The 26,381-nt window shown below is 67.3% G+C and carries 26 protein-coding genes and 1 pseudogene; 8 read left to right on the top strand and 19 right to left on the bottom strand.

Going from position 1 to position 26,381, the window contains the following annotated elements:
• The first annotated feature begins 92 nt into the window (after positions 1–92).
• Complete coding sequence (locus PI990_RS20175) at positions 93–536, top strand: PaaI family thioesterase (protein ID WP_271658261.1); 444 nt, start codon at positions 93–95, stop codon at positions 534–536.
• Positions 537–539: 3 nt separating this feature from the next.
• Positions 540–1,568 carry a zinc-dependent alcohol dehydrogenase gene (locus PI990_RS20170; RefSeq protein WP_271658260.1) on the top strand — a complete coding sequence of 343 codons (1,029 nt, stop codon included), beginning with the start codon at positions 540–542 and terminating at the stop codon, positions 1,566–1,568.
• On the opposite strand, the gene PI990_RS20165 is transcribed toward PI990_RS20170, so the two are convergent.
• On the bottom strand, positions 1,569–2,036 hold the full coding sequence (locus tag PI990_RS20165; RefSeq protein WP_184489495.1) for a MarR family winged helix-turn-helix transcriptional regulator: 468 nt from the start codon (positions 2,034–2,036) through the stop codon (positions 1,569–1,571). It abuts the gene before it with no gap.
• A gap of 116 nt (positions 2,037–2,152) precedes the next feature.
• Between PI990_RS20165 and PI990_RS20160 the strand changes: the two genes are divergently transcribed.
• Positions 2,153–2,758, top strand: coding sequence for a glutathione S-transferase (locus PI990_RS20160; protein ID WP_271658259.1), 606 nt, complete (start codon positions 2,153–2,155; stop codon positions 2,756–2,758).
• 424 nt (positions 2,759–3,182) lie between these two features.
• Here the strand turns inward: PI990_RS20160 and PI990_RS20155 are convergent, their stop codons facing one another.
• Positions 3,183–4,373: a helix-turn-helix transcriptional regulator gene (locus PI990_RS20155; protein WP_271658258.1), complete on the bottom strand. Its 1,191-nt coding sequence runs from the start codon at positions 4,371–4,373 to the stop codon at positions 3,183–3,185.
• Positions 4,374–4,559: 186 nt separating this feature from the next.
• Here PI990_RS20155 and PI990_RS20150 point away from each other — a divergent pair, with 186 nt between their 5' ends.
• Positions 4,560–4,901 carry a hypothetical protein gene (locus tag PI990_RS20150; protein WP_271658257.1) on the top strand — a complete coding sequence of 114 codons (342 nt, stop codon included), beginning with the start codon at positions 4,560–4,562 and terminating at the stop codon, positions 4,899–4,901.
• Between the two features lie 162 nt (positions 4,902–5,063).
• On the opposite strand, the gene PI990_RS20145 is transcribed toward PI990_RS20150, so the two are convergent.
• The 3 genes and pseudogenes from PI990_RS20145 to PI990_RS20135 form a co-directional block, all read right to left on the bottom strand.
• Positions 5,064–6,275, bottom strand: a complete 1,212-nt coding sequence (locus PI990_RS20145) for a Bcr/CflA family efflux MFS transporter (protein WP_271661331.1) — start codon at positions 6,273–6,275, stop codon at positions 5,064–5,066.
• Between the two features lie 18 nt (positions 6,276–6,293).
• Positions 6,294–9,344: pseudogene (locus PI990_RS20140) on the bottom strand (efflux RND transporter permease subunit); the annotation flags it as partial.
• Between the two features lies 1 nt (position 9,345).
• Positions 9,346–10,467: an efflux RND transporter periplasmic adaptor subunit gene (locus PI990_RS20135; RefSeq protein ID WP_271658256.1), complete on the bottom strand. Its 1,122-nt coding sequence runs from the start codon at positions 10,465–10,467 to the stop codon at positions 9,346–9,348.
• A 148-nt stretch (positions 10,468–10,615) separates the two neighbouring features.
• On the opposite strand from PI990_RS20135, the gene PI990_RS20130 reads away from it, so the two are divergent.
• On the top strand, positions 10,616–11,260 hold the full coding sequence (locus PI990_RS20130; protein ID WP_271658255.1) for a class I SAM-dependent methyltransferase: 645 nt from the start codon (positions 10,616–10,618) through the stop codon (positions 11,258–11,260).
• Positions 11,261–11,289: 29 nt separating this feature from the next.
• Here PI990_RS20130 and PI990_RS20125 read toward each other — a convergent pair whose 3' ends face one another.
• The 4 genes from PI990_RS20125 to PI990_RS20110 all read right to left on the bottom strand — a co-directional run bounded on the left by PI990_RS20125 (position 11,290) and on the right by PI990_RS20110 (position 13,898).
• Positions 11,290–11,943, bottom strand: a complete 654-nt coding sequence (locus tag PI990_RS20125; RefSeq protein WP_021222224.1) for a peroxiredoxin — start codon at positions 11,941–11,943, stop codon at positions 11,290–11,292.
• Positions 11,944–12,057: 114 nt separating this feature from the next.
• Complete coding sequence (locus tag PI990_RS20120; RefSeq protein ID WP_271658254.1) at positions 12,058–12,624, bottom strand: DUF4291 domain-containing protein; 567 nt, start codon at positions 12,622–12,624, stop codon at positions 12,058–12,060.
• 42 nt (positions 12,625–12,666) lie between these two features.
• Positions 12,667–13,374 (bottom strand): DUF1963 domain-containing protein, encoded by a 708-nt coding sequence (locus PI990_RS20115; protein ID WP_271658253.1) that lies wholly within the window; start codon positions 13,372–13,374, stop codon positions 12,667–12,669.
• Between the two features lie 83 nt (positions 13,375–13,457).
• A complete protein-coding gene (locus tag PI990_RS20110) occupies positions 13,458–13,898 on the bottom strand; it encodes a MarR family winged helix-turn-helix transcriptional regulator (protein ID WP_271658252.1) in 441 nt (146 codons plus the stop codon).
• Between the two features lie 72 nt (positions 13,899–13,970).
• Between PI990_RS20110 and PI990_RS20105 the strand changes: the two genes are divergently transcribed.
• Entirely contained in the window at positions 13,971–14,705 is a 735-nt protein-coding gene (locus PI990_RS20105; protein WP_271658251.1) for a siderophore-interacting protein, read from the top strand.
• A gap of 154 nt (positions 14,706–14,859) precedes the next feature.
• On the top strand, positions 14,860–15,150 hold the full coding sequence (locus PI990_RS20100) for a hypothetical protein (protein WP_271658250.1): 291 nt from the start codon (positions 14,860–14,862) through the stop codon (positions 15,148–15,150).
• Between the two features lie 116 nt (positions 15,151–15,266).
• On the opposite strand, the gene PI990_RS20095 is transcribed toward PI990_RS20100, so the two are convergent.
• From PI990_RS20095 to PI990_RS20085, 3 genes are all read right to left on the bottom strand, one after another.
• Entirely contained in the window at positions 15,267–15,731 is a 465-nt protein-coding gene (locus PI990_RS20095) for an SRPBCC family protein (RefSeq protein ID WP_271658249.1), read from the bottom strand.
• 71 nt (positions 15,732–15,802) lie between these two features.
• Positions 15,803–16,045: a hypothetical protein gene (locus PI990_RS20090; RefSeq protein WP_021222218.1), complete on the bottom strand. Its 243-nt coding sequence runs from the start codon at positions 16,043–16,045 to the stop codon at positions 15,803–15,805.
• 115 nt (positions 16,046–16,160) lie between these two features.
• Positions 16,161–17,108: a LysR family transcriptional regulator gene (locus tag PI990_RS20085; RefSeq protein ID WP_271658248.1), complete on the bottom strand. Its 948-nt coding sequence runs from the start codon at positions 17,106–17,108 to the stop codon at positions 16,161–16,163.
• Positions 17,109–17,253: 145 nt separating this feature from the next.
• On the opposite strand from PI990_RS20085, the gene PI990_RS20080 reads away from it, so the two are divergent.
• On the top strand, positions 17,254–18,003 hold the full coding sequence (locus PI990_RS20080; protein ID WP_271658247.1) for a 3-oxoacyl-ACP reductase family protein: 750 nt from the start codon (positions 17,254–17,256) through the stop codon (positions 18,001–18,003).
• Between the two features lie 326 nt (positions 18,004–18,329).
• Here the strand turns inward: PI990_RS20080 and PI990_RS20075 are convergent, their stop codons facing one another.
• The 7 genes from PI990_RS20075 to PI990_RS20045 all read right to left on the bottom strand — a co-directional run bounded on the left by PI990_RS20075 (position 18,330) and on the right by PI990_RS20045 (position 26,156).
• Positions 18,330–19,301, bottom strand: a complete 972-nt coding sequence (locus PI990_RS20075; protein ID WP_271658246.1) for an IS110 family transposase — start codon at positions 19,299–19,301, stop codon at positions 18,330–18,332.
• Between the two features lie 346 nt (positions 19,302–19,647).
• Positions 19,648–20,922, bottom strand: coding sequence for a sigma-54-dependent transcriptional regulator (locus tag PI990_RS20070; RefSeq protein ID WP_271661330.1), 1,275 nt, complete (start codon positions 20,920–20,922; stop codon positions 19,648–19,650).
• Between the two features lie 44 nt (positions 20,923–20,966).
• Complete coding sequence (locus PI990_RS20065; protein WP_271658245.1) at positions 20,967–22,871, bottom strand: sensor histidine kinase; 1,905 nt, start codon at positions 22,869–22,871, stop codon at positions 20,967–20,969.
• Between the two features lie 94 nt (positions 22,872–22,965).
• Positions 22,966–23,700 carry an amino acid ABC transporter ATP-binding protein gene (locus PI990_RS20060; protein ID WP_271658244.1) on the bottom strand — a complete coding sequence of 245 codons (735 nt, stop codon included), beginning with the start codon at positions 23,698–23,700 and terminating at the stop codon, positions 22,966–22,968.
• Complete coding sequence (locus PI990_RS20055) at positions 23,697–24,362, bottom strand: amino acid ABC transporter permease (RefSeq protein ID WP_037022405.1); 666 nt, start codon at positions 24,360–24,362, stop codon at positions 23,697–23,699. The genes PI990_RS20060 and PI990_RS20055 overlap by 4 nt, the downstream gene beginning before the upstream one ends.
• 5 nt (positions 24,363–24,367) lie before the next feature.
• On the bottom strand, positions 24,368–25,114 hold the full coding sequence (locus tag PI990_RS20050) for an amino acid ABC transporter permease (protein WP_021222211.1): 747 nt from the start codon (positions 25,112–25,114) through the stop codon (positions 24,368–24,370).
• Between the two features lie 133 nt (positions 25,115–25,247).
• Positions 25,248–26,156, bottom strand: a complete 909-nt coding sequence (locus PI990_RS20045) for a glutamate/aspartate ABC transporter substrate-binding protein (protein WP_184489478.1) — start codon at positions 26,154–26,156, stop codon at positions 25,248–25,250.
• Positions 26,157–26,381: the final 225 nt, after the last annotated feature.

Here is a 26,381-nt window from a genome sequence, read left to right as displayed (position 1 = left end):
CAGGGCGATTCCCTCGCGCTGGCCCTGTGGAGGGCTGCCGGCCCTCCATCCCGCAATCGCTCGCCGACCCCGGCAGAGCCAGGAGCCCCGTGATGACCGATACCCCCAATAGAACCCTGCCTTCGGGCCTGCAACTCCTCCAGGCGGTGATCGCCGGCAAGCTGCCCGCACCCGCCATCGGCGACACCATGGCGATGAGGGCGGTGGGCGTGGAGCCCGGACGCGTCTTCATCGAGGCGCGGCCGGATGCCCGCCATCTCAACCCGGCCAACGCGGTGCACGGCGGTTTCGCCGCCACCTGCCTGGATGGCGCGGCGGCCCTGGCGCTGTTCTCCACTCTGGCCGCCGACACGCCCTATTCGACGGTGGACCTGGGCGTGAAGTACCTGCGCCCGCTCAAGGTCGGCGAGCTGTACAGCGTCGAGGGCTGGCTGGTGGAGCGCACCCGCAGCCTGGCGGTGTGCGACGCCCATATCCGCGACGCAGCCGGCAAGCTCTGCGCCCGCGCCACCACCACCTTCAACGTGCGGGACTGAGCCATGCGCGAACTCATCGTCAAGGGCGCGGGGCGCCTGGCCTGGGAGGAGGCACCGTCACCGGTGCTGGATTCGCCGCTGGCGGCGCTGGTACGGCCCATCGCCTCGGCCTCCTGCGACCTCGATCGGCGCCTGGTGGCCGGGCTGACGCCGTTCAAGCCGCCCTTCGCCCTGGGCCACGAGTGCGTGGCCGAGGTGCTGGAAGTGGGCGCACGGGTGACCACGGTGAAGCGCGGCGACCTGGTCTCGGTGCCCTGGAAGATCGCCTGCGGCACCTGCCGCCAATGCCTGGCGGGGCGCAGCACGGCCTGCACTGGCGTCGCCCGCCACGCGGCCTATGGCGTGCCGGCCGGCGGCCACTGGGGCGGGCTGTTCTCCGAGGTGGTGCGGGTGCCCTTCGCCGACGCCATGCTGGTGGTGCTGCCGCCGGGGCTGGACCCGGTGGCCGTGGCCAGCGCCAGCGACAACCTCACCGATGCCTGGGTGGCCACCAGCCGCCCGCTGGCGACCCGGGAGGAGGCGAAGGTACTGGTGGTGGGCGGCACCGAGAGCCTGGGCATTCTCGCGGTGCAGATGGCCCGCGCCGCCGGAGCGGCCGAGGTGGATTACCTGGATGGCGACGGCTACCGCGACGACCTCGCCGTGCGCAGCGGCGCCACCTTGCGCAACGGCGCCGACGGCGCGCTGAACGAGCGCTACGACCTGGTGGTGTCCGCCACCCGCGACCCGCAGGCCCTGCGCACCGGCCTGCTGGCGCTGGCGCCGGGCGGGCATTGCTCGTGCATCGGCATCATCTTCGAGGACCCGGCCATCCCGCTGTTCGGCATGTACATGCGCGACGTCACCCTCTCGGTAGGCGCCTGCAGCGTACGGCCGCACATTCCCAGGGTGCTGGAGCTGGTGGAGCAGGGGCATTGCGACCCCTTGCTGGTGAGCCCCAGCGTGGTGCCCTGGGAGGAAGCGACCGAGGCATTGATCCAGCCGCTGGCCAAGTGCATCGTGGTGCGCGAGCGCATCACCACGGCGGGCTGATCAGTCGAGGCGGGCGGCCAGGGATTGCATGACCGAGTGCCAGGCGATCCGGCCGTCCGTGTCGGTGGTGTCCAGCGCGGCGCGGATGACCCGGCGCTCCAGATCGGTGGCGCGGTGTTCCACGTCATGGCCTTCCGCGCTGAGGGAGAGGCGCTTGTAGCGATGCTGTTCCGGGTCGCGCTGCTGGGTCACCAGGGCGCGTTCGAAGAGGTGGGTCAGCGGGCGGTGCAGCGCCTGCTTGCTGACGCCGAGCAGAGCGGCCAGTTCGCCGACGTTGATGCCGTCGACGCGCCGGATGGCGTAGAGAATGCGGTGGTGCACACGCGACAGGCCGAGGGTTTCCAGGTAGGCGTCGGCGTCCACGGTGAGGCCGCGAAAGCCGAAGTGCAGCAACTCCAGCGCGACATCCAGATCGTCCAGGCGTCTGATGTCGGCGGAGTCCAGTTTGATTTTCCTGTCGATGACCATGGGCAGCTCCCGGGCGCGATGGGCGGGGATGCTACCGGCGCCGCCGGTGGTGGTCCAGTTGCAACCACAGCGGATGCCGGCAACCGAGCCGGCCCGCACACAGGAGGAACTGCGTGATGAAACTGATCTATGCCGGAGCGTCGCCTTTCGCCCGCAAGGTCCGGGTGCTGGCCCTGGAGGCCGGGCTCGCTGCGGGCATCGAGATGCTCGACACCGCCGTACTGCCGATCAAGGAAAACGCCGAGGTCAACCGCGCCAACCCGCTGGGCAAGATCCCGGTGCTGATCACCGCCGAGGGCGAGGCGCTGTTCGACAGCCGCGTCATCTGCGAATACCTCGATGCCCTGCAGAGCGGCGACGCCTTCTTCCCCCACGGCAGCGAGCGCTGGACCTGCCTGACCCGCGCGGCCCTGGCCGACGGCCTGATGGATGCGGCGCTGCTGGTGCGCTACGAGGGCGCCATCCGCCCCGAGGCGTTGCAGTGGCAGGAATGGAAGGACGGCCAGTTGGGCAAGATCCACCGCGCGCTGGAGGCCCTGGAGGCCATCGCCGACCAGTTCCAGGGCCCGGTGGACATCGCCCAGATCGCCGTGGGCTGCGCCCTCGGCTACCTCGACTTCCGCTTCGCCGACCTGGGCTGGCGCAATGGCCACCCGGGGCTGGAACGCTTCTTCGTCGCCTTCTCCGAGCGTGAGTCGATGAGGGCGACGGTGCCGGCCTGACACCGTCGCGTTGGGCCTCGCTGCGCTCGGCGCCAACCTACGGCGCGGCCCCAATCCCGCGCCGGGGCTGACCGCTGTGTAGGGTGGATGGCGCTTCATCATCCACCAGCGGAATCACATGGAAACCCGGAGCCCTCGTAGGTTGGGCTGAGGTACGAAGCCCAACGTCGCCAGGCCGGACATCGCTGCGTTGGGCCTCGCTGCGCTCGGCACCAACCTACGGCGCGGCCCCAACCCCGAGCCGGGGCTGACCGTTGTGTAGGGTGGATGGCGCTTCATCATCCACCAGCGGAGTCATATGGAAACCCGTAGTACTCGTAGGTTGGGCTGAGGTACGAAGTCCAACGTCGCCAGGCTGGATATCGCTGCGTTGGGCCTCGCTGCGCTCGGCGCCAACCTACGGCACCCACCCACGGCGCTGTGCCTAGGTGGTCTGCGGCGGGATCATGCCGTTGGCCTGCCAGCGCAGCACGGCGGGGCCGGTGAGGACGATGCGCACCAGGTCGGCCTGGCGGCTGGTGCCGGCCTTGGCGGCGGCGGATTTGAACTGGGCGCGCACGGTGTGCAGGGAGACCTGCTGGCGCTCGGCGTATTCCTGGGGCGTGAGGCCGTTGACCAGGGCCTCGGTGAGCCGCGCTTCGGCCGGGGTCATGCCGTAGATCGCGCGCAGCATCGGTGCCAGGGAGCCGATCACGGCGCCGGGGTCGCTGAGGAAGACCACCACCGAACTGCGCTCGCCGAAGGGCGAGGCCCAACTGGGCAGGGGCGCGATCACGGCGTCCAGCTGGGCGCCTTCCAGCCCGCGCAGGCGCAGGGCGCCACCGCCGTCGCCCGTGGCGCCCACGCCGGTGCGCAGGGCGCCGAACAGGCGTTGTTGCAGCAGGTTGTCGTCTCCGGCGTAGGTGGCTCGCAGGCTGTCGGCAGGGCCGAAGCGCAGCAGCCCGGAGCGGTTGGCCAGGCCGTGGGCCAGGCTGTTGGCGTGCAGCACGCGGCCACGATGGTCCAGCAGGATGATGCCGAAGGTGCTGGTCTCCAGCGCCGCCATCGAGGCCTGGGACAGCGCTTCCAGCCGGTGCAGCCGGCGGTGCAGGGCGAAGGCGGCCTGCAGGTGCGGCATCAGCGCGGAGATCACCTGCAGTTCTTCCTCGCGGAAGATGCCCACCCGCTCGGAGCGCACCACGGTGACATTGAGCGAGCGGTCCTCGCGCTTGGACACCACCGCGGCGGATGAATAGAAGAAGTCCTGGTGGCGCAGCCAGTCGGCGTAGTACTCGGTGCGTTTGAGCTGGTCGTCCGGGAACAGGCTGGAGGAGGTGACCACGTGGCCCTCGCCGTGTTTCAGCGGGTCTTCCATCCACACGTTGCGCTGGCAGTAGTACTCGGCGAAGTCCGCCATCGCCTGGGCGTCGATGCCGGTGAAGGTGGCGATGGAGCCGGTGCTGTTGTCGATCTCGGCGCTGCGGTCGCTGAAGTCGTGGCCCCAGATCATCGCGGCGTGGGAGTCGAGGCGCGCGGCGAAGCCGGCGAGGAAGGCGTTCCAGCGGCCATTGTCCAGGGCAGCCTCATAGATGCCGGCGATCAGCGGGCCCAGGCCCAAGGGTTCAGAGACATCCATGCTTCTTATCTCGGGACACGCGGAGTGTTGGCTTTTTGCCATTATTCGTCAGCCCGAGTCGTCCGGTAAACAGCCGCTTAGCCAATTCTGGTGATGTGCACTGCCACAGGCTTCCCGGAGAATGCCGTTGGCCGTGGGCACCCTTGCCCGCGCCATCGACCAGACGTGCTCCGGAGGGGGAGAAGGATGATCAGGAAAATTGCGTTGGGCCTGTTGATGCTGGCCGGGGTGGCGAACTTCGCCCAGGCGGATGAGGACATTTGCGAGGGCTGGACCCACAAGGCCTACCCGGTGCACATGGAAGCTTGCTCTTATCCGAATGGTGGCTCGGGCTACACCCGCATCACCAACACCGGCAACACCGCCGCCGCCATCTGCTGGACCGTGGTGACCAACAGCGGCCGCGAAATCAACGGCTGCAACAGCAACATGGAAGCCGGGGAAACCAACGAGGCCTCCTGCGCCAGCTGTGGCCACAAGAACGGCGGCGTGCAGTACATCCTGCTGCAGAAGTACGAAGCGCACTGATCACGGCGCCTGCACACCTCGCGCATTCTCGCGCAGCTCGGGCGACACCACGGCAGGCCTCCCTCTCACGCTCCAGGGGTGGGCCTGCGTTGCCCGATTCTTTTCAGTGGCTGAGCCGCCTGCCTAGCAGGGTGAGCACCGGCCAACGCTGCTATTCCTTCTTCAGTCCGTCGCCAGCGCCGCTGTACGTGCCTGGTGCGCCCGGGCGAGGCGGAACAGGCCGAAAGCGGCGACGGCGAAGGTGACGTTGAGACCGATCATCGGCAGCGCGCTGTCGTTCTGCAGGGCGCTGAGCAGCAGGCCGGAGAGGGTGGCGCCGGCCATCTGGGCGAAGCCGATGAAGCCGGCGGCGAGCCCCGCGCGGGTCGGGTTGGGGATCACCGCGCCGGCCACCGAGCCGGGCAGCACCATGCCGGCACCGAGGGTGAGCAGCACCTGCGGCAGCAGCAGGCCGGGCACCGAAGGGCCGGCGGCGAGCAGCACGACGAGGGTGATCAGCGCACCGGTGGCCACCAGCGCGGTGCCGATACCCACCAGGCGCGCCGGGCCCAGCTTCATGATGAGGCGGTTGCTGAGGATGGCGCCGGTGATCAACCCCGAGACGATGCCGCCGAAGACCAGCCCGTACTGGGTGGGGCTCAGGCCGAGCTGGCCGACGAACACCCGCGAGGAACCGGCGATCACGCAGAACATGGCGCCGTAGGTGCCGGCGATGGCGAAGGAGAAGGCACGCACCTCGGCCCCCTTGAGCAGTTCGCGGTAGTTGCCGGCGAGGGTGGCCAGGCGCCCGGCGAGTGGGTCCTTGGCCTGGTTGCTTTCGCGGTAGAGCAGGGTGCAGGCGAGCAGGGCGACGATGCCGATGATCACCGTGGCCACCACCACCGCCCGCCAGGAGCCGGCCTTGGTGGCGATCAGCCCGCCGATGACCGGCGACAGCATGATGGTGCAGAGCATGCCGATCACGGTGAGGGCCATGATCGGACCGGCCTTCTCGCGCCACACGTCGCGCACGATGGCCCGTGCCACCACCAGCGCGGCGCAGGCGCCGAGGCCCTGCAGGGCGCGGCCGGCGATGAACTCCGGCATGGAGTGGGCGAAGGCCATCCACAGCGAGGCCAGCACATAGGTGGTGACGCCGGCCAGCAGCACCGGCTTGCGCCCGATGCGGTCCGACAGCGGGCCGAAGAACAGCTGGCCGACGCCGAAGGCACCGACGAAGACCGAAAGCGCCACCAGGGACGAACCGGGCGCTGCTGCCAAGCCGTGCTCGATGGCGGCGAGGCTGGGCAGCAGCAGCTGGGTGGAGACCTCGCCCAGGCCGCAGAGGCCGACGAGCAGGGCGAGCAGCAGGCCGGAACGGCGGGTGGCGTCCATGGATGAGTCCTCCGGTGGGCGGCGGGGTTTGCGCACCAGCACCAGGGTGCAGAGTGCCGGCAGGAACAGCAGGGTGAGCAGGGTGCCGACCAGCACGCCGCCGATCAGCACGAAGGCCAGGGACGACCAGAACACCGAGAGCGTGAGCGGGATGAAGGCCAGCGCCGCCGCCAGCGCGGTGAGCACCACCGGGCGGGCGCGGCGCACCGTGGCTTCGATGATGGCCTCGCGCACGTCCTGGCCGGCCTCGCGGTTCTGGCGGATCTGGTCGGTGAAGATCAGCGTGTTGCGCATGAGGATGCCGCCGATGCCGATCAGCCCGAGGATGGCGTTGAAGCCGAAGGGCTGGTCGAACAGCAGCAGTGTGGGCACGGCGCCGATCAGGCCTAGGGGCGCGGTGGCGAAGACCATGAACATCACGCCGAAGGAGCGCACCTGGAACATGATCACCACCAGGGTCAGCAGGATCATGATGGGGAACAGCGCGGCCAGGGCCTTGTTGGCCTTGGCGCTTTCCTCCACCGGGCCGGCGATCTCCACCCGGTAGCCGGATGGCAGCTGCGCCAGCAGCGGCTGCAGGTCGCGCCACACCGCCATTTCCACGTCCGGCGGCTGGGTGCCGTCGACGATATCGGCGCGCACCTCGAAGGTGATGTCGCGGTCGCGGCGCTTGAGCACCGGGTCCTCCATCACCGCCTGGAAGCGCCCCACCTGTTCCAGCGCCACGGACTGCCCGGCGGCGTTGGTCAGGGTCAGGTCGGTGAGGTTGCCGAGGTTTTCGCGCTGGTCATCCAGCGCCCGGGCGATGACCAGCACATTGCGGGTGCCTTCGCGCACTTCGGTGACGTTGTTGCCGGTGAGCAGGGCGTTGACCTGGCTGCGCACCTGGTCCGGGGTGAAGCCGAGCAGGCGCAGGCGGTCCTGGTCGAGCACCAGGCGGTAGGCGCTGGTGCGCTCGCCCCAGTCGAGGAAGCTGTCGCGGGTCAGGGCGTTGGCGGCCACCACCTGGCGCACGTCTTCGGCGATGCCGCGCAGCACGTCGGCGTCCGGCCCGGCCACGCGGAACACCACGGGGAAGGGCACCGGCGGGCCGAACAGCAGCTGGGTGACGCGCACCCGCGCCGAGGGGAACTCACCGGCGGCGATGCGTTCGCGCATGCGTGCCTTGAGGGCGTCGCGGTCGTGGGCGCTGGCGGTCTGCACGATAAGCTTGGCGAAGGCCGGGTCCGGCAGCTCCGGGTTCAGCGAGAGGAAGAAGCGCGGCGCGCCGCCGCCGACATAGGCGTCCACCAGTTTGGTTTGCGGTTCTTCCAGCAGGGCGCTTTCCACCTGGGCGACCACCGCTTCGGTGGCCTTGAAGGCGCTGCCCGGCGGCATGTAGACCTCGAGGATCAGCTCGGAGCGGTCGGAGTTGGGGAAGAACTGCTTCTTCACCGCGCCCATGCCCAGCACGCAGAGCACGAAGGCACCGAGCACCAGGGCGGTGACTAGCCAGCGGTGTTCGACGCAGGCGCTCACCAGGCGGCGCAGGCGCGCATACCAGGGGCCGGCGTAGAGGGCGTCGTGGCCGCCGGGCACGGGAACGATGCGCGGCAGCATCTTCACCCCGAGGTAGGGCGTGAACACCACCGCCACCAGCCAGGAGGCGATCAGCGCGAAGCCGACGATCCAGAAGATGTTGCCGGCGTATTCCCCGGCGCCGGAGCGGGCGAAGCCCACCGGCAGGAAGCCGATGATGGTCACCAGGGTGCCGGTGAGCATGGGCGCGGCGGTGGAGCTCCAGGCGAAGGTGGCGGCCTTCATGCGGTCGAAGCCTTCCTCCAGTTTCACCACCATCATTTCGATGGCGATGATGGCGTCGTCCACCAGCAGGCCGAGGGAGAGGATCAGCGCGCCAAGAGTGATGCGGTCGAACTCGCGGCCGGTCATCAGCATGATCACGAAGACGATGGACAGCGTCAGCGGCACCGCCGCGGCCACCACCAGGCCGACGCGGAAGCCCAGGGCGAGCAGGCTGATGAGCATGACCACGGCCAGGGCGACGAAGAACTTGAGCATGAATTCGTCCACCGCCAGGCGGATGTTCTTCGCCTGGTCGGAGACCTTGTCGAAGCTGACGCCCAGGGGCAGGTCGGCGTGGATGCGGTCTTCCTCGGCCTGCAGGGTGCGGTCCAGGTCGAGGCCGTTGAAGTGCGGCTCCATGATCACCCCGAGCATCAGCGCCGGGTCGCCCTGGTGGCGGATGCGGTAGCTGGCCGGGTCTTCGTAGCCGCGGCTGACCGTGGCCACGTCGGCGATGCGCAGCACCTTGCCGCCGGCGGCGATGGGCACGTTCTCGATCAGCGCGAGGGTGTCGAAGGCGCCGTCGATGCGGATGTAGGCGCGCGGGCCTGCGGTCTCGACGAAGCCGGCGGGGGAGACGCCGTTCTGCGTGGCGAGGGCGGCGAAGATCTGCTCCGGCTTGATGCCGAGGGTGGCCAGGCGCTGGTAGGAGAACTCGACGAACACGCGCTGGGCCTGCTCGCCGAGGATGTTGACCTTCTTCACCCCCGGCAGGCGCAGGAAGCCCTGGCGCAGGTCCTCGGCCATCTTCACCAGCTCGCGGTGGGGCAGGGCCTTGGCCTCCAGGGCGTAGAGGGCGAAGTAGACGTCGGAATACTCGTCGTTGAAGAACGGCCCCTGCACCCCGCGCGGCAGGCGGGCGGCCTCGTCACTGAGCTTCTTGCGGGTCTGGTAGAACAGCTCCTGGATATCGCCGGGGCGGGTGGATTCGAGGAACTGCACCTTCATCGAGACGAAGCCGGGCTGGGCGATGGTTTCCACGCGGTCGTAGAAGTCCAGCTCCTGCAGGCGCTTCTCCAGGCGGTCGGCGACCTGTTCCTGCATCTCCCGCGCCGTGGCGCCGGGCCAGGTGGCGGTGACGGTCATGGTCTTGACGGTGAAGGAGGGGTCTTCGGCGCGGCCCAGCTTGCCGAAGGCGAAGACCCCGGAAAGGATCACCGCGATGATCAGGAACAGGGTCACCGCCGGGTTGCGTACGGCGATCTCGGAGAGGTTGAGGCCGCGCATCTCAGCGCACCTCGTCGTTCTGGCGGGCCAGCGCCAGGGCCTGGCCTGGCAGCAGGCGCACCTTGTCGCCCTCGTGCAGCAGGTGGGCACCGAGGGCGACGACCCGCTGGCCGGCGCTGACGCCGCCTTCCAGCAGGGCGTATTCCTGGCCGAGGCGGGCGACCTTCACGGCGGCGAAGTGCACGCTGCCGTCTTCGCCTATGACCCAGACGCCGCTGCCCGAACCCGGGTTGTGCAGGGCGCCTATGGGCACCCGCAGCAGCTCGGCCTGCTCGCTCTGCAAGCGCACGGTGATGGTGGAGCCGATGCTGAAGCGCTCGGCGGCGCCATCGAGGATGTAACGGGCGCGGTAGGTGCGGGTCACTGGGTCGGCGGAGGCGGAGAGCTCGCGCAAGGTGGCTTTCACCGCCTGCTCGCGGGCATCGAAGGGGTAGGCGAGGGCATTGCTGCCGGCCAGGGCGCGCTGGGTTTCCGGCAGGTCGATCACCGCTTCGCGGGCGCCGTCGTGGGCCAGGCGGGCGACGATCTGCCCTTCGGCGACCACCTGGCCGCGCTCGACGCGCACATCGGTGATGATGCCGTCGCCATCGGCCTTGAGGGTCGAGTAGCTGCGGCGGTTCTGCACCTGGCTGGCTTCGGAGCTGGCGGCGGCCAGTTCGGCCTCGGCGACCCGCAGGTTGGTGGCGGCCTGGTCGAACACCTGGCGCGACACGGCGCCGGTGGTGGACAGGCGGCGGTAGCGGCTTTCGTCGTCACGGGCCTGGCGCAGTTGCGCACGGGCGGCGCTGACGCGGTTGTTGGCGGCGCGCAGGGCCAGCTCGAAGTCCTCGATATCCAGCACCAGCAGGGTGTCGCCCTTGGCCACCCGGGCGCCGGGGTCGACGCGGCGCTCGATCACCTTGCCGCCGACGCGGAAGCCCAGGTCGCTCTCGGTGCGCGCCGCCACCACCCCGGTGTAGGCGGCCTGGTGGTGGCTGGCGCTTTCCACCTGGGCGGCCAGTACCGGGCGCGGCTGCGGGCCGCTGGCAGTGGGCGAGGTGTCGGCCTGGCTGTTGCAGCCGCCGAGGGCCAGCAGTGCTGCCAACAGGGCCAGGGGGCGGAGGGTGTGCGCGTGTCGGTTCATGGTCCTGCACTCTCGGGGATGCCTGCGATTGTTTGGATGATATTCGTAATATTATTCGTCGCATAGATGTCGTTCGTCATTTAAAGGGGCCGTGAGCGCGGTGGCGGGGGCGGGTAGAATCCCCGGGCCTATCTCACGAGAGACCCCCATGCCCTTGCTGCCCGATGAGCTCGCCAACCTCAGCGCCACCACGCTGGAGGACTACAACCAGAACGCCGATGGCTTCCGCGAGAACACCCGCGACCATGATGTGAGCCAGAACATCGAGGCCCTGTTGCGGCATATCCACGGCCCGGCGCCGCTGGCCATCCTCGATTTCGGCTGCGGGCCGGGGCGCGACCTGCGCACCTTCCGCGCCCTGGGCCACGCGCCGGTGGGGCTGGACGGCGCCGAGCGCTTCGTCGAGATGGCACGGGCGGATTCCGGCTGCGAGGTGTGGTTGCAGTCCTTCCTCGACCTGCAGTTGCCGGATGGGCGCTTCGATGGCGTGTTCGCCAATGCCACGCTGTTCCACGTGCCGGGGCAGGAGCTGCCGAGGGTGCTGCGCCAGCTGCACACGACGCTGAAGCCGGGTGGGGTGCTGTTCAGCTCCAACCCGCGCGGGCAGAACCAGGAAGGCTGGAGCGGCAACCGCTATGGCGCCTGGCACGACTTCGCGGCCTGGAAGGCGCTGCTGGAGGCGGCGGGGTTCGAGGAGCTGGAGCATTACTACCGCCCGGCGGGCCTGCCGCGGGAGCAGCAGCCCTGGGTGGCGAGCGTGTGGCGCAGGAGCGGGACGGTGGTCCCGGGCTGAAGCCCGGGCTACCACCGGGTGGAGCGGACCTACTTCGGCGCGGCGGTGGTGCGCAGGTAGGGCAGCTTGATGTCGATGCTGCCGTACTTCTCGCGGGCCTGGTCGTCATTGAGGGCGAGGGCGACGATCACGTCCTGGCCTTCGGTCCAGTTGGCCGGGGTGGCCAGGGGCACGTTGTAGGTCAGCTGCAGGGCGTCGAGGGCACGCAGCACTTCGGCGAAGTTGCGGCCCACCGACATCGGGTAGGTCATGGACAGCTTGAGCTTCTTGTCCGGGCCGATGATGAACACCGAGCGCACGGTGGCGGTGTCGGCGGCGGTGCGGCCATCGGGCAGGTAGGCTTCGGCGGGCAGCATGTCGAAGGCCTTGGACACGGCCAGGGACTCGTCGGCGATGATCGGGAAGGTGGCGTTGGCGCCACAGAACGCCTCGATATCACCCTTCCACTTCTGGTGCGCCTGCACCCCGTCCACCGAGACGCCGATCACCTGGGTGCCGCGCTTGGCCCATTCGGCGGCCAGTTGCGCCACGGCGCCGAACTCGGTGGTGCACACCGGGGTGAAGTCCTTGGGATGGGAGAAGAGGATGGCCCAACTGGAGCCGATCCAATCGTGGAAGCTGATGCTGCCCTGGTCGGTTTCGGCCTTGAAGTCAGGGACCGTATCGTTGATGCGCAATGCCATGGTGGTGTCCTCCTGAAGTGGATGGCGGGCGGGTCGTGGGTGAGCGTAGACGGCTTTCGTGACGACGCTAACCCGCTGACGCACGCCGCCGGCCGGGTCGGAGGAGCAGGTGTTTCAAGGGATGTATTCGCGCTCTTCGGGCAGCCTGCGCCGCGCCTCTTCCAGCTCTCCGGCCTGCACCAGGGCGTGGATGTCATGGGCCAGGCCGGTGACCTCGGTAATGCCCTGTATCCACTGCTCCACGTAGCGCCTTGAAGCCTCCGGGCCCAGGCCGATCTGGATCGCGCGGTGGGGCTGCGGCTCGAGGTGCAGGTTGCGCTCCGGGTCCCACTGGATGCGCACCGGCGAGGCGTTCTTGATGCGCTCCCATTCCTCCTTGCCCTGGCCCGGCTCCGGGTGGCTGGGGCAGCTGTTGGCCAGGGCCCAGGCGAAGCCTTCGTGGCTGATGTCGAGGGCGAGGATGCGCTTCTGCCCGCTGTCCTTCAGGCCCCAGCCGGCGCGGTACATCATCCAGAGGAAGGAGGGCTTTATCCAGGTCATGCGCTCCAGCTTGAAGGGCGGCGAGACGAAGGTGCCGTGGGCCAGCGCGCTGTCGGCGATGGCGTCGGAGTAGGCCTGGTAGACGCGGAGGGTGCGGGCGTCGTAGTGGGCCCGGATCTGTTTCTGGGGGAATGCCTGCATGGGGGCCTGCGTTGGGATGAGCCGTGGGTGAGGGGGCTGGGCTCAGTAGAAGTCGTAGTAGAGCGCCCATTCGCCGCTGCTGCGGTGCTTCCAGAACATCAGGCTGCCGCTGTCCACAACGTTGAGGTTGATCTTGGCGTCGGAGGAGATCTGGAAGACGAATTCGAAGCCGTCGCCCGGGTCGATGCCGGACTGGCAGAAGGACGGGTAGCCGCCGATCTTGTGCGCGTAGCAGTGGCTGACGATGTTGTAGTAGCTGTCGATCGTGCCTTGGCGTTCCAGTTCGAGGATGCGGTCTTCCAGGTCCGCCGGCACGCCGCCGCCGTCCCACAGCGGGTAGTCCTCGTCCAGCCGTTCGGCCTTGAGCGGGAAGGGTTTGATGAAGGAAGCCGGCGCGGCCAGCTCCTTGCGCTCCAGCACCTCGTGGTGGCCGTATTCGCGGATGAGCCAGTGGGCGCCCATGGGCTCCAGCGGCTCGCCGAAATCGGCGGAGATGAACAGGGTCAGCACCCGTACATCCGCCAGCAGCGGGTGGTTGACCGGCAGGCTCGGCAGGTGGAACTGGGCCAGGGGCAGCATCGCGTCCCCGGCTGCGTTGCAGGGGATGCCTTCGTCGGGGCGGAACAGGAAGACCCGGCCCAGCCAGCTTTCGTCGTCGGCCTGGGTGGGGCGGAATCCGCCGGCGGTGAACTGCGTGGCGGGGCGGGCCAACTGCTGGCGGATCGCCTGGATTTCATCGTTGTCGTGCATCTGTCGTCCCTGACCGGTGGGGAAAATCGCGGCGCCTATTCTGCGGTGTCGGCGGCCGCTGCGCATCCCTCGGGGGTTGGGCGTCAGTCTTCGGCGTTCAGGTTGGCCTGCACCCGCGCCAGCAGGTCGAGCAGCTGCTGGCATTCCGCCTGGCTGAACCCGTCCACCGCCACCTGGTTGAGGCGCCGGCCCTGCTGGCGCACCGCCTGGTGGAGAGCCGTGCCGGCGGCGGTGGGGTAGAGCCGGATGCTGCGCTTGTCGGCCTCGTCGGCCTTGCCTTCCAGCAGCTCCTTGGCGCGCAACGCCTGGATCAGGCGGGCGATCTGCGCCTTGTCGCGCCCGGAGTGGGCCACCAGGTCGCTCTGGGTCGCCCCCGGATTGTGGGCGAAGAAGTTCAGCGCCTTGAATTCCATGTGGGCGAGGTCGTGGGCGCCGTCGCGCAGCGTCCGGTATTGCCGGGCGCGGTAGAGGTGCATGACGGAGTGGATGGATTCGAAGACGTCTTCGGCTGTATCGGCGGTCATATGGTTGACAGTATCAACTAGTGGTTTTTATGATCGTTGATGTTATCAACCATTCCTTGCGAGCAACAGCCCATGGAACAACCCGTACAGACCCGCCGCGTGCAGCGCGTGCGCCACGAACTGCGCCGCCGCGAGCTGGACGTGCTCCGCGTGGAGCGCATCAGCCCGCATTTCATGAGCGTCACCTTCGGCGGTGACGAACTGGCGGACTTCGTTTCCGCCTCCTTCGACGACCACATCAAGTTCATGTTCGTGGACGAGCAGGGCGAGCTCATCCGCCGCGACTACACGCCGCGCCACTTCGATCTTGAACGTCGCGAGCTGACCCTCGAATTCGCCCTGCACGGCGAGGGCGGCGCCTGCGAGTGGGCCGAGCGCGCGCAGCCGGGCGACTCCGCGCTGATCGGCGGCCCGCGTGGCTCGATGATCATTCCCATGGATTACGACTGGCACCTGCTGGTGGGTGACTCCAGCGCCCTGCCGGCGATCCACCGGCGCCTGGAAGAGCTGCCGGCCGGCGCCCGCGTCAGCGCCATCGTGCAACTGGCCGAGGCCGACCGCCGCGATTTGCACAGCGCTGCCAACCTCGACCTGCGCTGGGTGGATACGCCGGAGGAACTGGTCGCCGCCGTACAGGCCCTGCAGCTGCCGGCTGGCGAAGGCTACGCCTGGGGTGCCGGCGAGCACGGCATGATGACCCGCACCCGCGCCCTGCTGGTGGAGAAGGGGCAGCCGAAGGAGGCGATGCGCGTCGCGGCCTACTGGCGGCAGGGCTTCTCGGACCACCATGAGGACCTGGGGGACTGAACCTGTGTGTTTCCGAGCGAAGGATGGGGCCTGCACGGCTCCCATCCGCTGCCGATGGCGCTAGAGTCCTGTCCTCGAACCTCCGGCACAGGGAACCGCCGATCATGCTGAGTCGTAACCCCCTTCATCGCCCGCTGGCCAGCGGGAAGCCCGCATGATCGACGAGGCGGCGGCCCGCGCCATCGTCCTCGCCCTGGACAATCGCCAGGTGTACGACGACCCGTTGGATCAATTCGTCGTCTCGTCCTGCACGCTTTCAGAGCGAGGTGACTGCTGGATTGTGCAGGGCAATACCAGGGGTTATGTCGAGCAGGGGCTCATCGGCTACTGCCGGGTGGGTGTGAATGCCTATCTGGTGGATGTTCATTCCGGACGTATCGATACCGTCGGCAGTGCTCAGAGCCTCGAAGAAGTCCTGCAGCGCAGGCGTGGCCTGATGCAATGAAGTCTGCGTCCGGGCGGATACCAATGTCCTAAGCCGAGCCTCGCATCGATGGGTTTCGCTGCGCTCTACGCCATCCTACGGAAGCGCTACGGATGCGGGGCTTGGCGGCACGGTCTTCAGGCCATGGGCCAGTCGACGTTGCGCACTTCGGCGGTTAGGCGGTCGAGATTTTCCTCGTTGGCCGGCAGCACGAAGGTGGCGATCTGTTTGCGGTGTTCCGCGCTGTCGAAGACCTGCTGCCAGCCCACCCGCGTGCCGGTGCCTTCCAGGGTGAGGGTGATGGTGAGGAAGAAGTGGTGGTCGTCGGAGAGGTGTTCGATCAGCACCCGGTCGGGGGTGATCTCGCGGAACAGGTTGTGGTTGGGGTAGTCGGTGCCGTCGGGGCCGTGGAGGGTGAAGCGCCAGGCGCCGTCGGGGCGGAATTCGAAGAGCTCGAAGGTGCTGCTGAAGCCGTTCGGGCCCCACCAGCGGGCGAGGTGCTCGGGGCTGGCGATGGCGCGGAAGACCCGGGCCGGCGGTGCATCGATGAGCCGTGAGGTGGCGCATTCGCGATGGGCGGTGGGGGAGGCGGTGCTGCTCATTGGGGCGGGCCTTTCGCTCGGTCGTGGCCGCCTGGTGGCCAGGCGGTCGAGCGCAAAGCATAGCCCCGGGTTCAGCCCTCGTTGCGGCGGATGAAGGCGGCCTCGTAGTCGCGGCTGGCGCTGGAGACCTTGGGGTTCATCAGCGCGGAGCGGACTTTCTCGTAATCCTCGTAGGGCAGGCCGGCGCGGTTGAGCATCTCCAGGGAGAACTGCTTGACCTCGGCATCGGTATACGGGCGCGGCTCCGGTTGGCTGGCGCAGCCAGCGAGGATGAGGGTGGTAGCGGCGAGTGCGATGGCGAGCAGGCGATTCATTTCGGGCCCCCTGGGGTGGCGTTGTCCTTTGATGAACAAAGGTTATCCGCGGCCCCGGGGGCGGAAAAATCACCCACTTCGATAATGACTATTGCCTGAGTGGCAACGGTGCCGATCAGCCCCGGCCGCCGCAGGCCGGGCCCTGGGCGGAGAAGCGTTCGGCCAGGCCCTGCTCGCGGAAGGCGTGCACCACATGGTCGATGAAGACACGGGTCTTGGCCGGCAACAGCTTCTGCGCGCTGAAGTAGAGGCACAGCGGGTCGGAGAGCACGTGCCAGTCCGGCAGTACCCGCACCAGCTGGCCGCGCTCGATGAAGTGCACCGCGTGCACCGTGCTGACCAGTGTGATGCCCAGGCCCATGCACGCGGCGTGGCAGGCGGCTTCCGGGTCGCTCATCAGCATGCGCGGCCGCAGGTCGATGGGGGACTGGTCGTCACTGCCGTTGCGCAGCACCCAGTTGCGCACGCGGCCGGTCTGCGGTGAACGCAGCAGGATGCCGTCGTGCTGGGGGAGGTCCGCCGGCGCTTGTGGCTGCGGGTGTTTCTCCAGGTAGCCGGGGGAGGCCAGCAGCACGCGATGCCCCGGGCCGATCTGCCGGGCGATCACCCCCTGGGGCAGCTCGAAACCGCCGCCTATGCCGATGTCGAAGCCTTCGCCGATGAGGTCCACCTGGCGGTTGTCGAAATGCCAGTCGGGGACGATGGCGGGGTAGCGGGCGAGGAAGCCCTCGAGCAGCGGCACGATGTACTCGCGGCCGAACATCAGCCCCATGCTCACCTTGAGGTTGCCCGCCGGCTGGCCGCCCGCGCTGGCGAGGTTGGCCACCGCGCCCTGGAGGGTGGCGAGGCCGCCGCTGACCTCGGCGAGGAAGCGCTCGCCGGCCTCGGTGAGTTTCAGGCTGCGTGTACTACGCTGGAACAGCCGCACCCCCAGCCCGCTTTCCAGTTTCGCCACGTTCTTGCCGACTGCCGCTGGCGTCAGGCCCAGGCGCCGTGCGGCCTCGGCAAAGCTGCCGGCCTCAGCGCTGCGGACGAAGCATTCGATGTTGTTGAGGGTTCCCATGGCGTCAATGTAAACCGTTTGGATCGAAAGAATATAGCGATTGACGGCTTATCGGTTGTCAATCTCTCTCCGATACTGGCCCCGTCATCGAGCAACAGCCAAGCGGCCAAGCCCGAATACCCCTACAGACAATTGGAGAACCATCATGACCTCGACTCAAACCCTCAGCGGCAAGGTTGCATTCATCCAGGGCGGCTCCCGCGGTATCGGTGCTGCCATCGCCAAGCGCCTGGCCCGTGAAGGTGCCGCCGTGGCGCTGACCTACGCCGCCTCCGGCCAGGCCGCCGAAGAGGTGGTGAATGCCATCGAGGCGGCCGGTGGCCGCGCCCTGGCCATCAAGGCCGACAGCAGCGACGAGCAGGCCCTGCGCGGCGCCATCCGCTACACCGTGGACAGCTTCGGCCGCCTCGACATCCTGGTGAACAACGCCGGCGTGCTGGCCGTGGCGCCCATCGAGGAATTCGCCATCGAAGACCTCGACCGCACCCTGGCGGTGAACGTGCGCAGCGTGGTGATCGCCAGCCAGGAAGCCGCCCGGGTGATGGGCGAGGGTGGTCGCATCATCACCATCGGCAGCACCAACGCCGAGCGTATGCCCTTTGCCGGTGGCTCGGTCTACGCCATGAGCAAGGCGGCGGTGGCGGGCTTCACCCAGGGCCTGTCCCGTGACCTGGGCCCCCGTGGCATCACCGTGAATAACGTGCAGCCTGGCCCGGTGGACACCGACATGAACCCGGCCGAAGGCGACTTCGCCGAATCGCTCAAGCAGATGATGGCGCTGGCGCGCTATGGCAAGGCCGAGGAGATCGCCAGCTTCGTGGCCTACCTGGCCGGCCCGGAAGCGGGCTACATCACCGGTGCCAACCTGACGATCGACGGTGGTTTCGCCGCCTGACGTCTCGGGTACAAGGAAAACGCCGGCCACTGGGCCGGCGTTTTTGTTTGTGGCTCGTTTTCGGTGCCCAGCAGAAGAGCGGGCGAATGAATTCGCCCCTACACCCACTCCCATCCTTGGTGTCTTGCGGTGGCACCTTTGTAGGGTGGATGACGCTCTTTTCATCCACCAGCGGAGTGGCCGGCGAGTACGAAAGGTGGACCGATGGAGCGGGGTCCACGTGGCGAGGGCATCCAGAGTTGGCCGGTGGAGAAGCATCGCGAATGAATTCGCTCCCACGGGGATGCCGTCACCCCACATCCGCGCCGTAGATACCGTCTTGATCCCTAGTGAGCAAGGGCCAGTTTTACGTCGTACGGCTGGCCCGATTTCAAGACGCCATAAGCGATGTTCAGCAGCTTACGCATCGCTGCGCAGATGATCTGCATGCCGGTCTTGCCCTTGGCTCTGAGGCGTTCTCTCATCGCTTTGATCGCCCCGTTGTGCTGCAGGGCGCAAACGGCAGGCATGTACAGCCCAGCACGTAGCCGCGATGAGCCCATCTTGGAAATGCGGGTCTGCCCCCGGTATTTACCAGACTCCTGCAAACGCGGGTTGAGCCCGGCAAAGGCGGTAATCGCGCGGCTGCTGGTGAAGCGATGAGGGTCGCCCAGCTCCGCCAGGATCAGGGCGGCTGTCTTGTCCGCGATGCCATCGATGCTGGTCAACAGATCACGTTTGCCGCGCAGATCCGGGTCATTGTCGATGTGGTCGTTGATGGCCTTGAGGGTTTCCTCGATCTGTTGCTCGATGTGCCGCAACACTGAGCGGATCGACTCCTGCACGCTGGTATCAGCCACCTCCAGGCGATTGCTCTCCATCTGCTGGATTTCCTGCAGATCCGCCAGGCGCCGCATCAGTGCTTTCAGGCGCCGTATGGCGCGAGGTTCAGGCTGCCAGGGCCGTAGCTCGTCTTGGTGGCGCTCGCCGTATTCGGCGATCAGCTTGGCGTCGACCTTGTCAGTTTTCACTCGCTGCAGCTGACTGCGGGCGTAGTGAGCGATTTGCGCTGGGTTGAGGACGCAGACCCGATAGTTCTGCTCCAGCAGCCATTCGGCCAGGGCTTCATGGTGGATGCCGGTAGCTTCCATCACGACCCAGGCACCCGCCTCGCTGTGCTTGTTCAGCCACTCCTGCAGCGTGCGAAAGCCCGCCTCGCTGTTGACCAACTTGGCCTTGGTGCGGTACTTGCCGTTCGCCTGCAGGGTGGCGATATCGAACGTGTGCTTCGCAATGTCGACACCAATGACACTGGGCATGTGTGCTCCTCCTGATCGTTCCAAATGCGATCATCACTGCACCCGGCCCAACCTTGTGAATGCGAGCTCTGGGCTCAAGATACCGTTCGGGCTGTTCGAGTGAGTGTGGAGGGGCGGAGCACTATCTACGTCGCAGGCTCAGGGCCTAAGGGTGGACACGACTTCCAGCCCCTCCCCCGATGATCAGTCGGGAACTATTACCCCTGAAGGGGTAGTTAGTCGAGATACAAGGGTGGATGACGCTTTTTTCATCCACCGGCGGAGTGGCCGGCGAGTATGAAAGGTGGACCGGTGGAGCGGGGTCCACCCTACGTGGCGAGGGCGTCCGGGTTTGGCTGGGGGCGGGTCAGAGGCCGTATTTCTTGACCTTGTCGAACAGGGTGGTCTTGGCCATGCCGAGGGCGATGGCGGCCTGGCTGAGGTTGCCGCCGTGGCGTTCCAGGGCGTCGCCGAGGAGGTTGCGTTCGAAGGCTTCCACGGCTTCGGCGAAGCTGGGTTCGTTGCCGTCCAGGGCCAGGCCGGTCTTCTTGAACACGGGGAGGCCGAGGGCGTAGCGCTCGGCGACGTTGCGCAGTTCGCGCACGTTGCCCGGCCAATCGTGGGCCATGAGGCTGGAGACGGTGGCGCGGTCGATCTCCGGCATGGCGCGGTCGAAGCGCAGCGAGGCGAGCTGCAGGAAGTGATCGAACAGCAGCAGGATGTCTTCGCGGCGGTCGCGCAGCGGCGGCAACTCCAGGGTCACCACGTTGAGGCGGTAGTAGAGGTCGCTACGGAACTGGCCGGCCTTGCCCTGTTCGTCGAGGTCGGCCTTGGTGGCGGCGACCACGCGGCAGTCCACCGGGATCGGCTGGTTGGAGCCGAGGCGCTCCAGGGTCTGCTCCTGCAGCACGCGGAGGAACTTGATCTGCAGGTTCATGGGCATGCTCTCGATCTCGTCGAGGAACAGGGTGCCGTTGTGGGCGTGCTCGATCTTGCCGATGCGGCGCTTGCCGGCGCCGGTGAAGGCGTGGGCCTCGTGGCCGAAGATTTCGCTGTCGAAGAGGTTCTCCGGCAGGCCGCCGCAGTTGAGCGCGACGAACTGCTGGGGCTGGCGCCGGCTGTAGTCGTGCAGGCAGCGGGCGACCAGCTCCTTGCCGGTGCCGGTTTCGCCTTCGATCAGCACGTTGGCGGCGGTGTCGGCGACGTTGGCGATCAACTCGCGCAGAGCCTGCATGGCCGGCGAGCGACCGATGATGCGTTGCTCCAGGGACTGGCGCCCGGCCAGTTGGCGGCGCAGGGCGGTGACTTCGCGGGCCAGGCCGCGCTGCTCCAGCGCGCGGCGGGTGACCTCCACCAGGCGTTCGGGGGAGAAGGGCTTCTCCATGAAGTCGTAGGCGCCGTCGCGCATGGCGCCCACCGCCATGGAGATGTCGCCGTGGCCGGTGATCAGCACCACCGGCAGGCTGCGGTCGCGGGCCTTGAGGCGGGCGAGCAGCTCGAGGCCGTCGATGCCCGGCAGGCGGATGTCGCTGATGACGATGCCGGCGAAGTCGGTGCCGATCTGCTTAAGGGCTTCCTCGGCGCTGGCGACACCGATGCTGGGGATGTCTTCCAGGGCCAGTGCCTGCTGGCAGCCGAGCAGGACGTGGGGGTCGTCTTCGACGATAAGGACGCTGAGCGGCTCGGTCATGGGCGGGGGCTCGTTTCGGAGGGGGCGGCGATCTGCGGCAGGCGCAGCTCGAAGGCCGTGCCGCCGTCCTCGGGGTGTTGCACGCCGAGGCTGCCACCGGCGGCGGTGGCGAGGCTGGCGGACAGGGTAAGGCCAAGGCCCAGGCCGTGTTCGCCGGGCTTGGTGGTGAAGAAGGGTTCGAACAGGTGCTCGCGCACGGCCGGGGAGATGCCGGGGCCGTTGTCGCGCACGCGGAGGATGTAGGTGCCGTCTTCGTCGTGGCCGTCGAGCCAGAGCTGGCAGTCGGCTTGGCCGCTCATGGCGTCCAGGGCGTTGGCGATGAGGTTGACCAGGATCTGCTCCAGGCGGGTCTGGTCGATGGCCAGGCGGGCATCGGTGAAGGCGCGGTGCAGGGTCAGCGGGGTGTGTTCCAGGCGCGTGTGGAGGATGAACAGTGCCGCGTCCACGGCCTTACCCAGGCTGGCCTGGCCATGGTCGTCGGCACGCCGGGCGAAGGCGCGCAGGCTGGCGGTGATGCGGCCCATGCGGTCGACCAGTTCGTTGATGGCGGTGAGGTTGGTGCTGGCCACGTCCAGCGCGCCGCGCTGGAGGAAGCGTACGGTGTTGCCGGAGAGGGTGCGCAGGGCGGCCAGGGGCTGGTTGAGTTCGTGGGCGATGCTGGTGGACATCTGCCCGATCACCGCCAGCTTGCCGGCCTGGACCAGCCCGTCCTGGGCCTTGCGCAGGTTCTCCTCGGTCTGCCGGCGTTCGCGGATCTCGCCCATCAGGCGCTGGTTGCTGGAGCGCAGGTCCTGGGTACGTTCGGCGATCTTGCGTTCGAGTTCGTTGTTGGCCTGGAGCAGCGCCTCGCGGGCGGCGAGGCGGGTGGCGAGCACCTTGCGCCGCTCGTTCCAGGCGATGGCGAGGAAGGCCAGCAGGGCCAGGCCGGCGGCGGCCAGCAGGCCGTGGATGACGGCTTCGCGGCGCAGGTCGGCCAGGGGCGAGAGCAGGCTGAAGTGCCAGGGGGTGTCGCTGAGCGGCCGGCTCTGCGCCAGGTAGGCGATCTCCTGCTCGCCGCCGTCGGGCAGGGGCGAGGCGAAGCTGAGGGTTTCCAGGCCGTCGCCCAGGTCCTGGCGCGAACGCGGCTGCCATTCGTTGAGCGCCCACCAGTGGTATTGCAGGCTGCGGGCCAGGCGCTCCTTGTCTTCGGCGGAGAGCGCGCGGATGGCCTTCATGCGCAGGACCGGGTCGCTGGAGAGGATGATGATGCCGTTCTCGTCGCTGACGAAGGCCTGCAGACGGGCCTTTTCCCAGCGCTCCTGCAGCGCCTCGAGTTTCACCTTGACCACCGCGACGCCGATGATGCGACCTTCGTAGCGCAGGCCGTGGGCCAGGTAGTAGCCGGCCTCGCCCGTGGTGCTGCCGATGCCGTAGAAGCGCCCGGGCTCGCCCTTCATCGCTTGCTGGAAGTAGGCGCGGAAGGCCAGGTCTTCACCGAGGAAGCTGTCGGCGTCGCGCCAGTTGCTGGTGGCCAGCACGCGGCCGTTGGTGTCGAGGAGGAATATGGCGCGGTTGCCGCTGCGGCGGTTGAGCCCTTCGAGGTAGTCGTTGACCAGGTTGCGCCGGTAGGGCGTGGGGTTGAGCAGCAGGTGGCTGACGCTGGATTCCAGCTCCAGCAGGCTGGGCAGGTAGGTGTAGCGGTTGATTTCGCTCTCCACGGCGCGGGCGTGGAGTTCCAGTTGGCGTTCGCCGTTCTCGCGCAGGGCGCGGATGCCGGAGAGCTCGCTGAGGTGGTAGCCGACCCAGCCGACGCCGAACATGGCCAGGACCAGCAGCAGGGTCAGCGAGAGGTGGCGGAGCAGGCGCGGTTTCACGGTCAATGCGGGCGGCACGGCGCGGAGGCTGGCGGGAGGGCATTGCATCATAAGTGGTCCGGGCCTTGCCAGTCGGTGCGGGGCGCCGAGCGGCGGGTGGGGCGACGCGGCCCCTCTCCGAGGTGGAGAGGGGCGCGGTGCATCAGTGTTGCAGGATCTTGGCGAGGAACTGCTGGGCGCGTTCGGAGCGCTGGCTGACGTCGCCGAAGAACTCTTCCTTGGGGCAGTCTTCGACGATCTGGCCGGCGTCCATGAAGATCACCCGGTCGGCGACCTTGCGGGCGAAGCCCATCTCGTGGGTGACGCACATCATGGTCATGCCTTCGTTGGCCAGTTGCACCATCACGTCGAGCACTTCGTTGACCATCTCCGGGTCGAGTGCGGAGGTGGGTTCGTCGAACAGCATCACCACCGGGTCCATGGCCAGGGCGCGGGCGATGGCGACGCGCTGCTGCTGGCCGCCGGATAGCTGGCCCGGGTGCTTGTGGGCGTGGGCGGAGAGGCCGACGCGCTCCAGCAGCTTGAGGCCCTTGGCGGTGGCTTCTTCCTTGCTGCGGCCGAGCACCTTGATCTGGGCGATGGTGAGGTTCTCGGTGATCGACAGGTGCGGGAACAGCTCGAAGTGCTGGAACACCATGCCGACGCGGGAGCGCAGCTTGGGCAGGTCGGTCTTCTTGTCGGCGATGGAGGTGCCGTCGACGACGATGTCGCCCTTCTGGAAGGGCTCCAGCGCGTTGACGCACTTGATCAGGGTGGATTTGCCGGAGCCGGACGGCCCGCAGACGACCACCACTTCACCTTTCTGGACCTCGGTGCTGCAGTTGGTCAGCACCTGGAATTCCCCGTACCACTTGTTGACGTTCTTGATCGAAATCATACGGCTAACCTTTTTTGCAGGAGCTTGACCAGCTGCGAGGCGGCGAAGCTGACGGTGAAGTACACCAGGCCGGCGAAGATCAGGAATTCGTGCGGCTGGCCGATGATGTCGCCACGGGAACGGGCGGCGTTGAGGAAGTCCATCAGGCCCACGGTGTAAACGAGCGAGGTGTCCTGGAACAGGATGATGCTTTGCTGCAGCAGCAGCGGGGTCATCTTGCGGAACGCCTGGGGCAGGATGATCAGGCGCATGGTCTGGCCGTAGGTCATGCCCAGGGCCTGGGCGGCGCCCATCTGCCCACGGGGGATGGCCTGGATGCCGGCACGGACGATTTCGCAGAAGTACGCCGCCTCGAACATCATGAAGGCGATGAGGCAGGAGGTGAACGCGCCCACCGGGGTGTCTTCGCCGGTGATCCAGCGCAGCACGAAGGGCACCGCGAAGTAGAACCAGGTGATCACCAGCAGCAGCGGGATGGAGCGGAAGTAGTTGACGTACAGGGCGCCGAGCTTCGACAGCAGCGGGTTGTGCGACAGGCGCATGAGTGCCAGCAGGGTGCCGAGCACCACGCCGCCGATGATGCCCAGCACCATGAGCTGCAGGGTCATCAGCATGCCGTCGACCAGGCCCGGCAGGGCGGGGATGATTGCGCTGAAATCCATCTCCATCATTTGCCTCCTACGGCGATCAGGCCCGGGACCGCGACCTTGCGTTCAACCATGCGCATGAACAGCATCAGGCTCATGTTCAGGGTGAAGTAGATCAGCGTGGCGAGGGTGAAGGCCTCGAACAGGTTGGCGGAGAACTCGGCGGTCTGCTTGGTCTGCGCGAGCAGCTCCATCAGGCCGATGAGGGAGGCCACCGAGGAGTTCTTGAAGATGTTGAGGAACTCGCTGGTCAGCGGCGGAATGATGATGCGGAAGGCTTGCGGCAGCAGCACGTAGCGGTAGATCGCCGGCATGCGGAAGCCCATGGCGCGGGCGGCGGAGGCCTGGCCGGCAGGCAGCGCCTGGATACCGGTGCGCACCTGCTCGCAGACGCGGGCGGCGGTGAACAGGCCGAGGCACACGACCACGCTCAGGTAGGCGGACGTGGCCGGGTTGAGGTCTTGCTTGAACCAGATTTCCAGCGGCTCGGGCAGCAGGTCCGGCACCAGGAAGTACCAGAGGAACAGCTGCACCAGCAGCGGCACGTTGCGGAAGATTTCCACGTAGGTGGTGGCGATGCCGGACACCCAGCGGTTGGGCACGGTACGCATGACGCCGAGCAGCGAGCCCAGCAGGAGCGCGACGATCCAGGCGGCGAGGGCGATGGCGATGGTCCAGCCCAGGCCGGTGACGAACCAGTCCAGGTAGATTTCGCTGCCGATGCCGGTGGACTTGAAGAACACGCCCCAGTCCCAGTTGTAGTTCATCAGGGTTTTCCCCTCAGGGTTCTTGTCTTTCTGCGGTTGAAGGCAGTGGAGGGAGGAGGGGCCGGCCGGCGCCGCGGGGAGCCGGCGGCCCTTGCTCCTGGCCCATCCCGCGAGGCGGGATGGGCGCGACAGGTCAGATTTCTTCGGCCGACTTGTCGGTGGGGGAGGCGATCAGCTTCTTCAGCTCGTCGCTCATGGGGAAGTTGAGGTTGAGGTTCTTCGGCGGGATCGGCTGGGTGAACCACTTGTCGTAGATGCCGTTGATCTCGCCCGAGGCGAAGGTGTCGGCGATGGCCTTGTCGACCACTTTCTTGAAGGCCTCGTCTTCCTTGCGGACCATGCAGCCGTAGATTTCATAGGACTGCGGTTCGCCGGTGACGACCCAGTCGGCGGGCTTCTTGGCCTTGGCCATCTCACCGTAGAGCAGGGCGTCGTCCATCATGAAGGCGATGGCACGGCCGGATTCCAGCATCAGGAAGGATTCGCCGTGGTCCTTGGCCGAGATGATGTTCATGCCCATCTGCTTCTCGGCGTTCATGGACTTGAGCAGGCGCTCGGAGGTGGTGCCGGCGGTGGTCACCACGTTCTTGCCCTTGAGGTCGGCGAAGTCGTTGATGCCGGCGGTCTTCTTCGACAGCAGGCGGGTACCGACTTCGAAGATGCCGATGGAGAAGCCGACCTGCTTCTGGCGCTCGAGGTTGTTGGTGGTGGAGCCGCATTCGATGTCGACGGTGCCGTTCTGCACCAGCGGGATGCGGGTCTGCGAGGTCACCAGGTTGTAGCGCACCTTCAGGTCCGGCAGGGCCAGTTCCTTCTTGATGGCTTCGACGACCTTCAACTGAATGTCGTGGGAGTAGCCCACCGGCTTGCCCGGCTCGGTGCCGAGGTAGGAGAAGGGGATGGAGGCGTCACGGTGACCGAGGACGATGGTGCCGCTGTCCTTGATCTTCTTGAGGGTGCCGGTCAGTTCTTCGGCGATAGCGGGAGCGGAAATCAGGGTCGCTGCAATGGCGGCGGCCAGAACCTTCGGAAGGATACGCATGTGTTTCAGTCCTCGACTTTGTTTGTTCTTATCGACGCCAGCGGTTCGGCGCCGTCGGGGATCTGTAATGGCAGGATGCGTGCCATCTGTATGGTCGTGTTGGTTTGTGCGTAATTTATTGATTTATAAGGATTTATTTTTATGTTCTGAATGGGCTTGGAGGCGTGGTGTTCGGGGTTCCGGCTTTGGCGGGTTTTATCGTTCGGATATCCGAACGGATTTCTG

It is taken from the genome of Pseudomonas sp. TUM22785, from assembly GCF_028198105.1.
Lineage (GTDB): Bacteria > Pseudomonadota > Gammaproteobacteria > Pseudomonadales > Pseudomonadaceae > Metapseudomonas > Metapseudomonas solani.
This window is presented reverse-complemented; position numbering and strand designations above follow the sequence as displayed.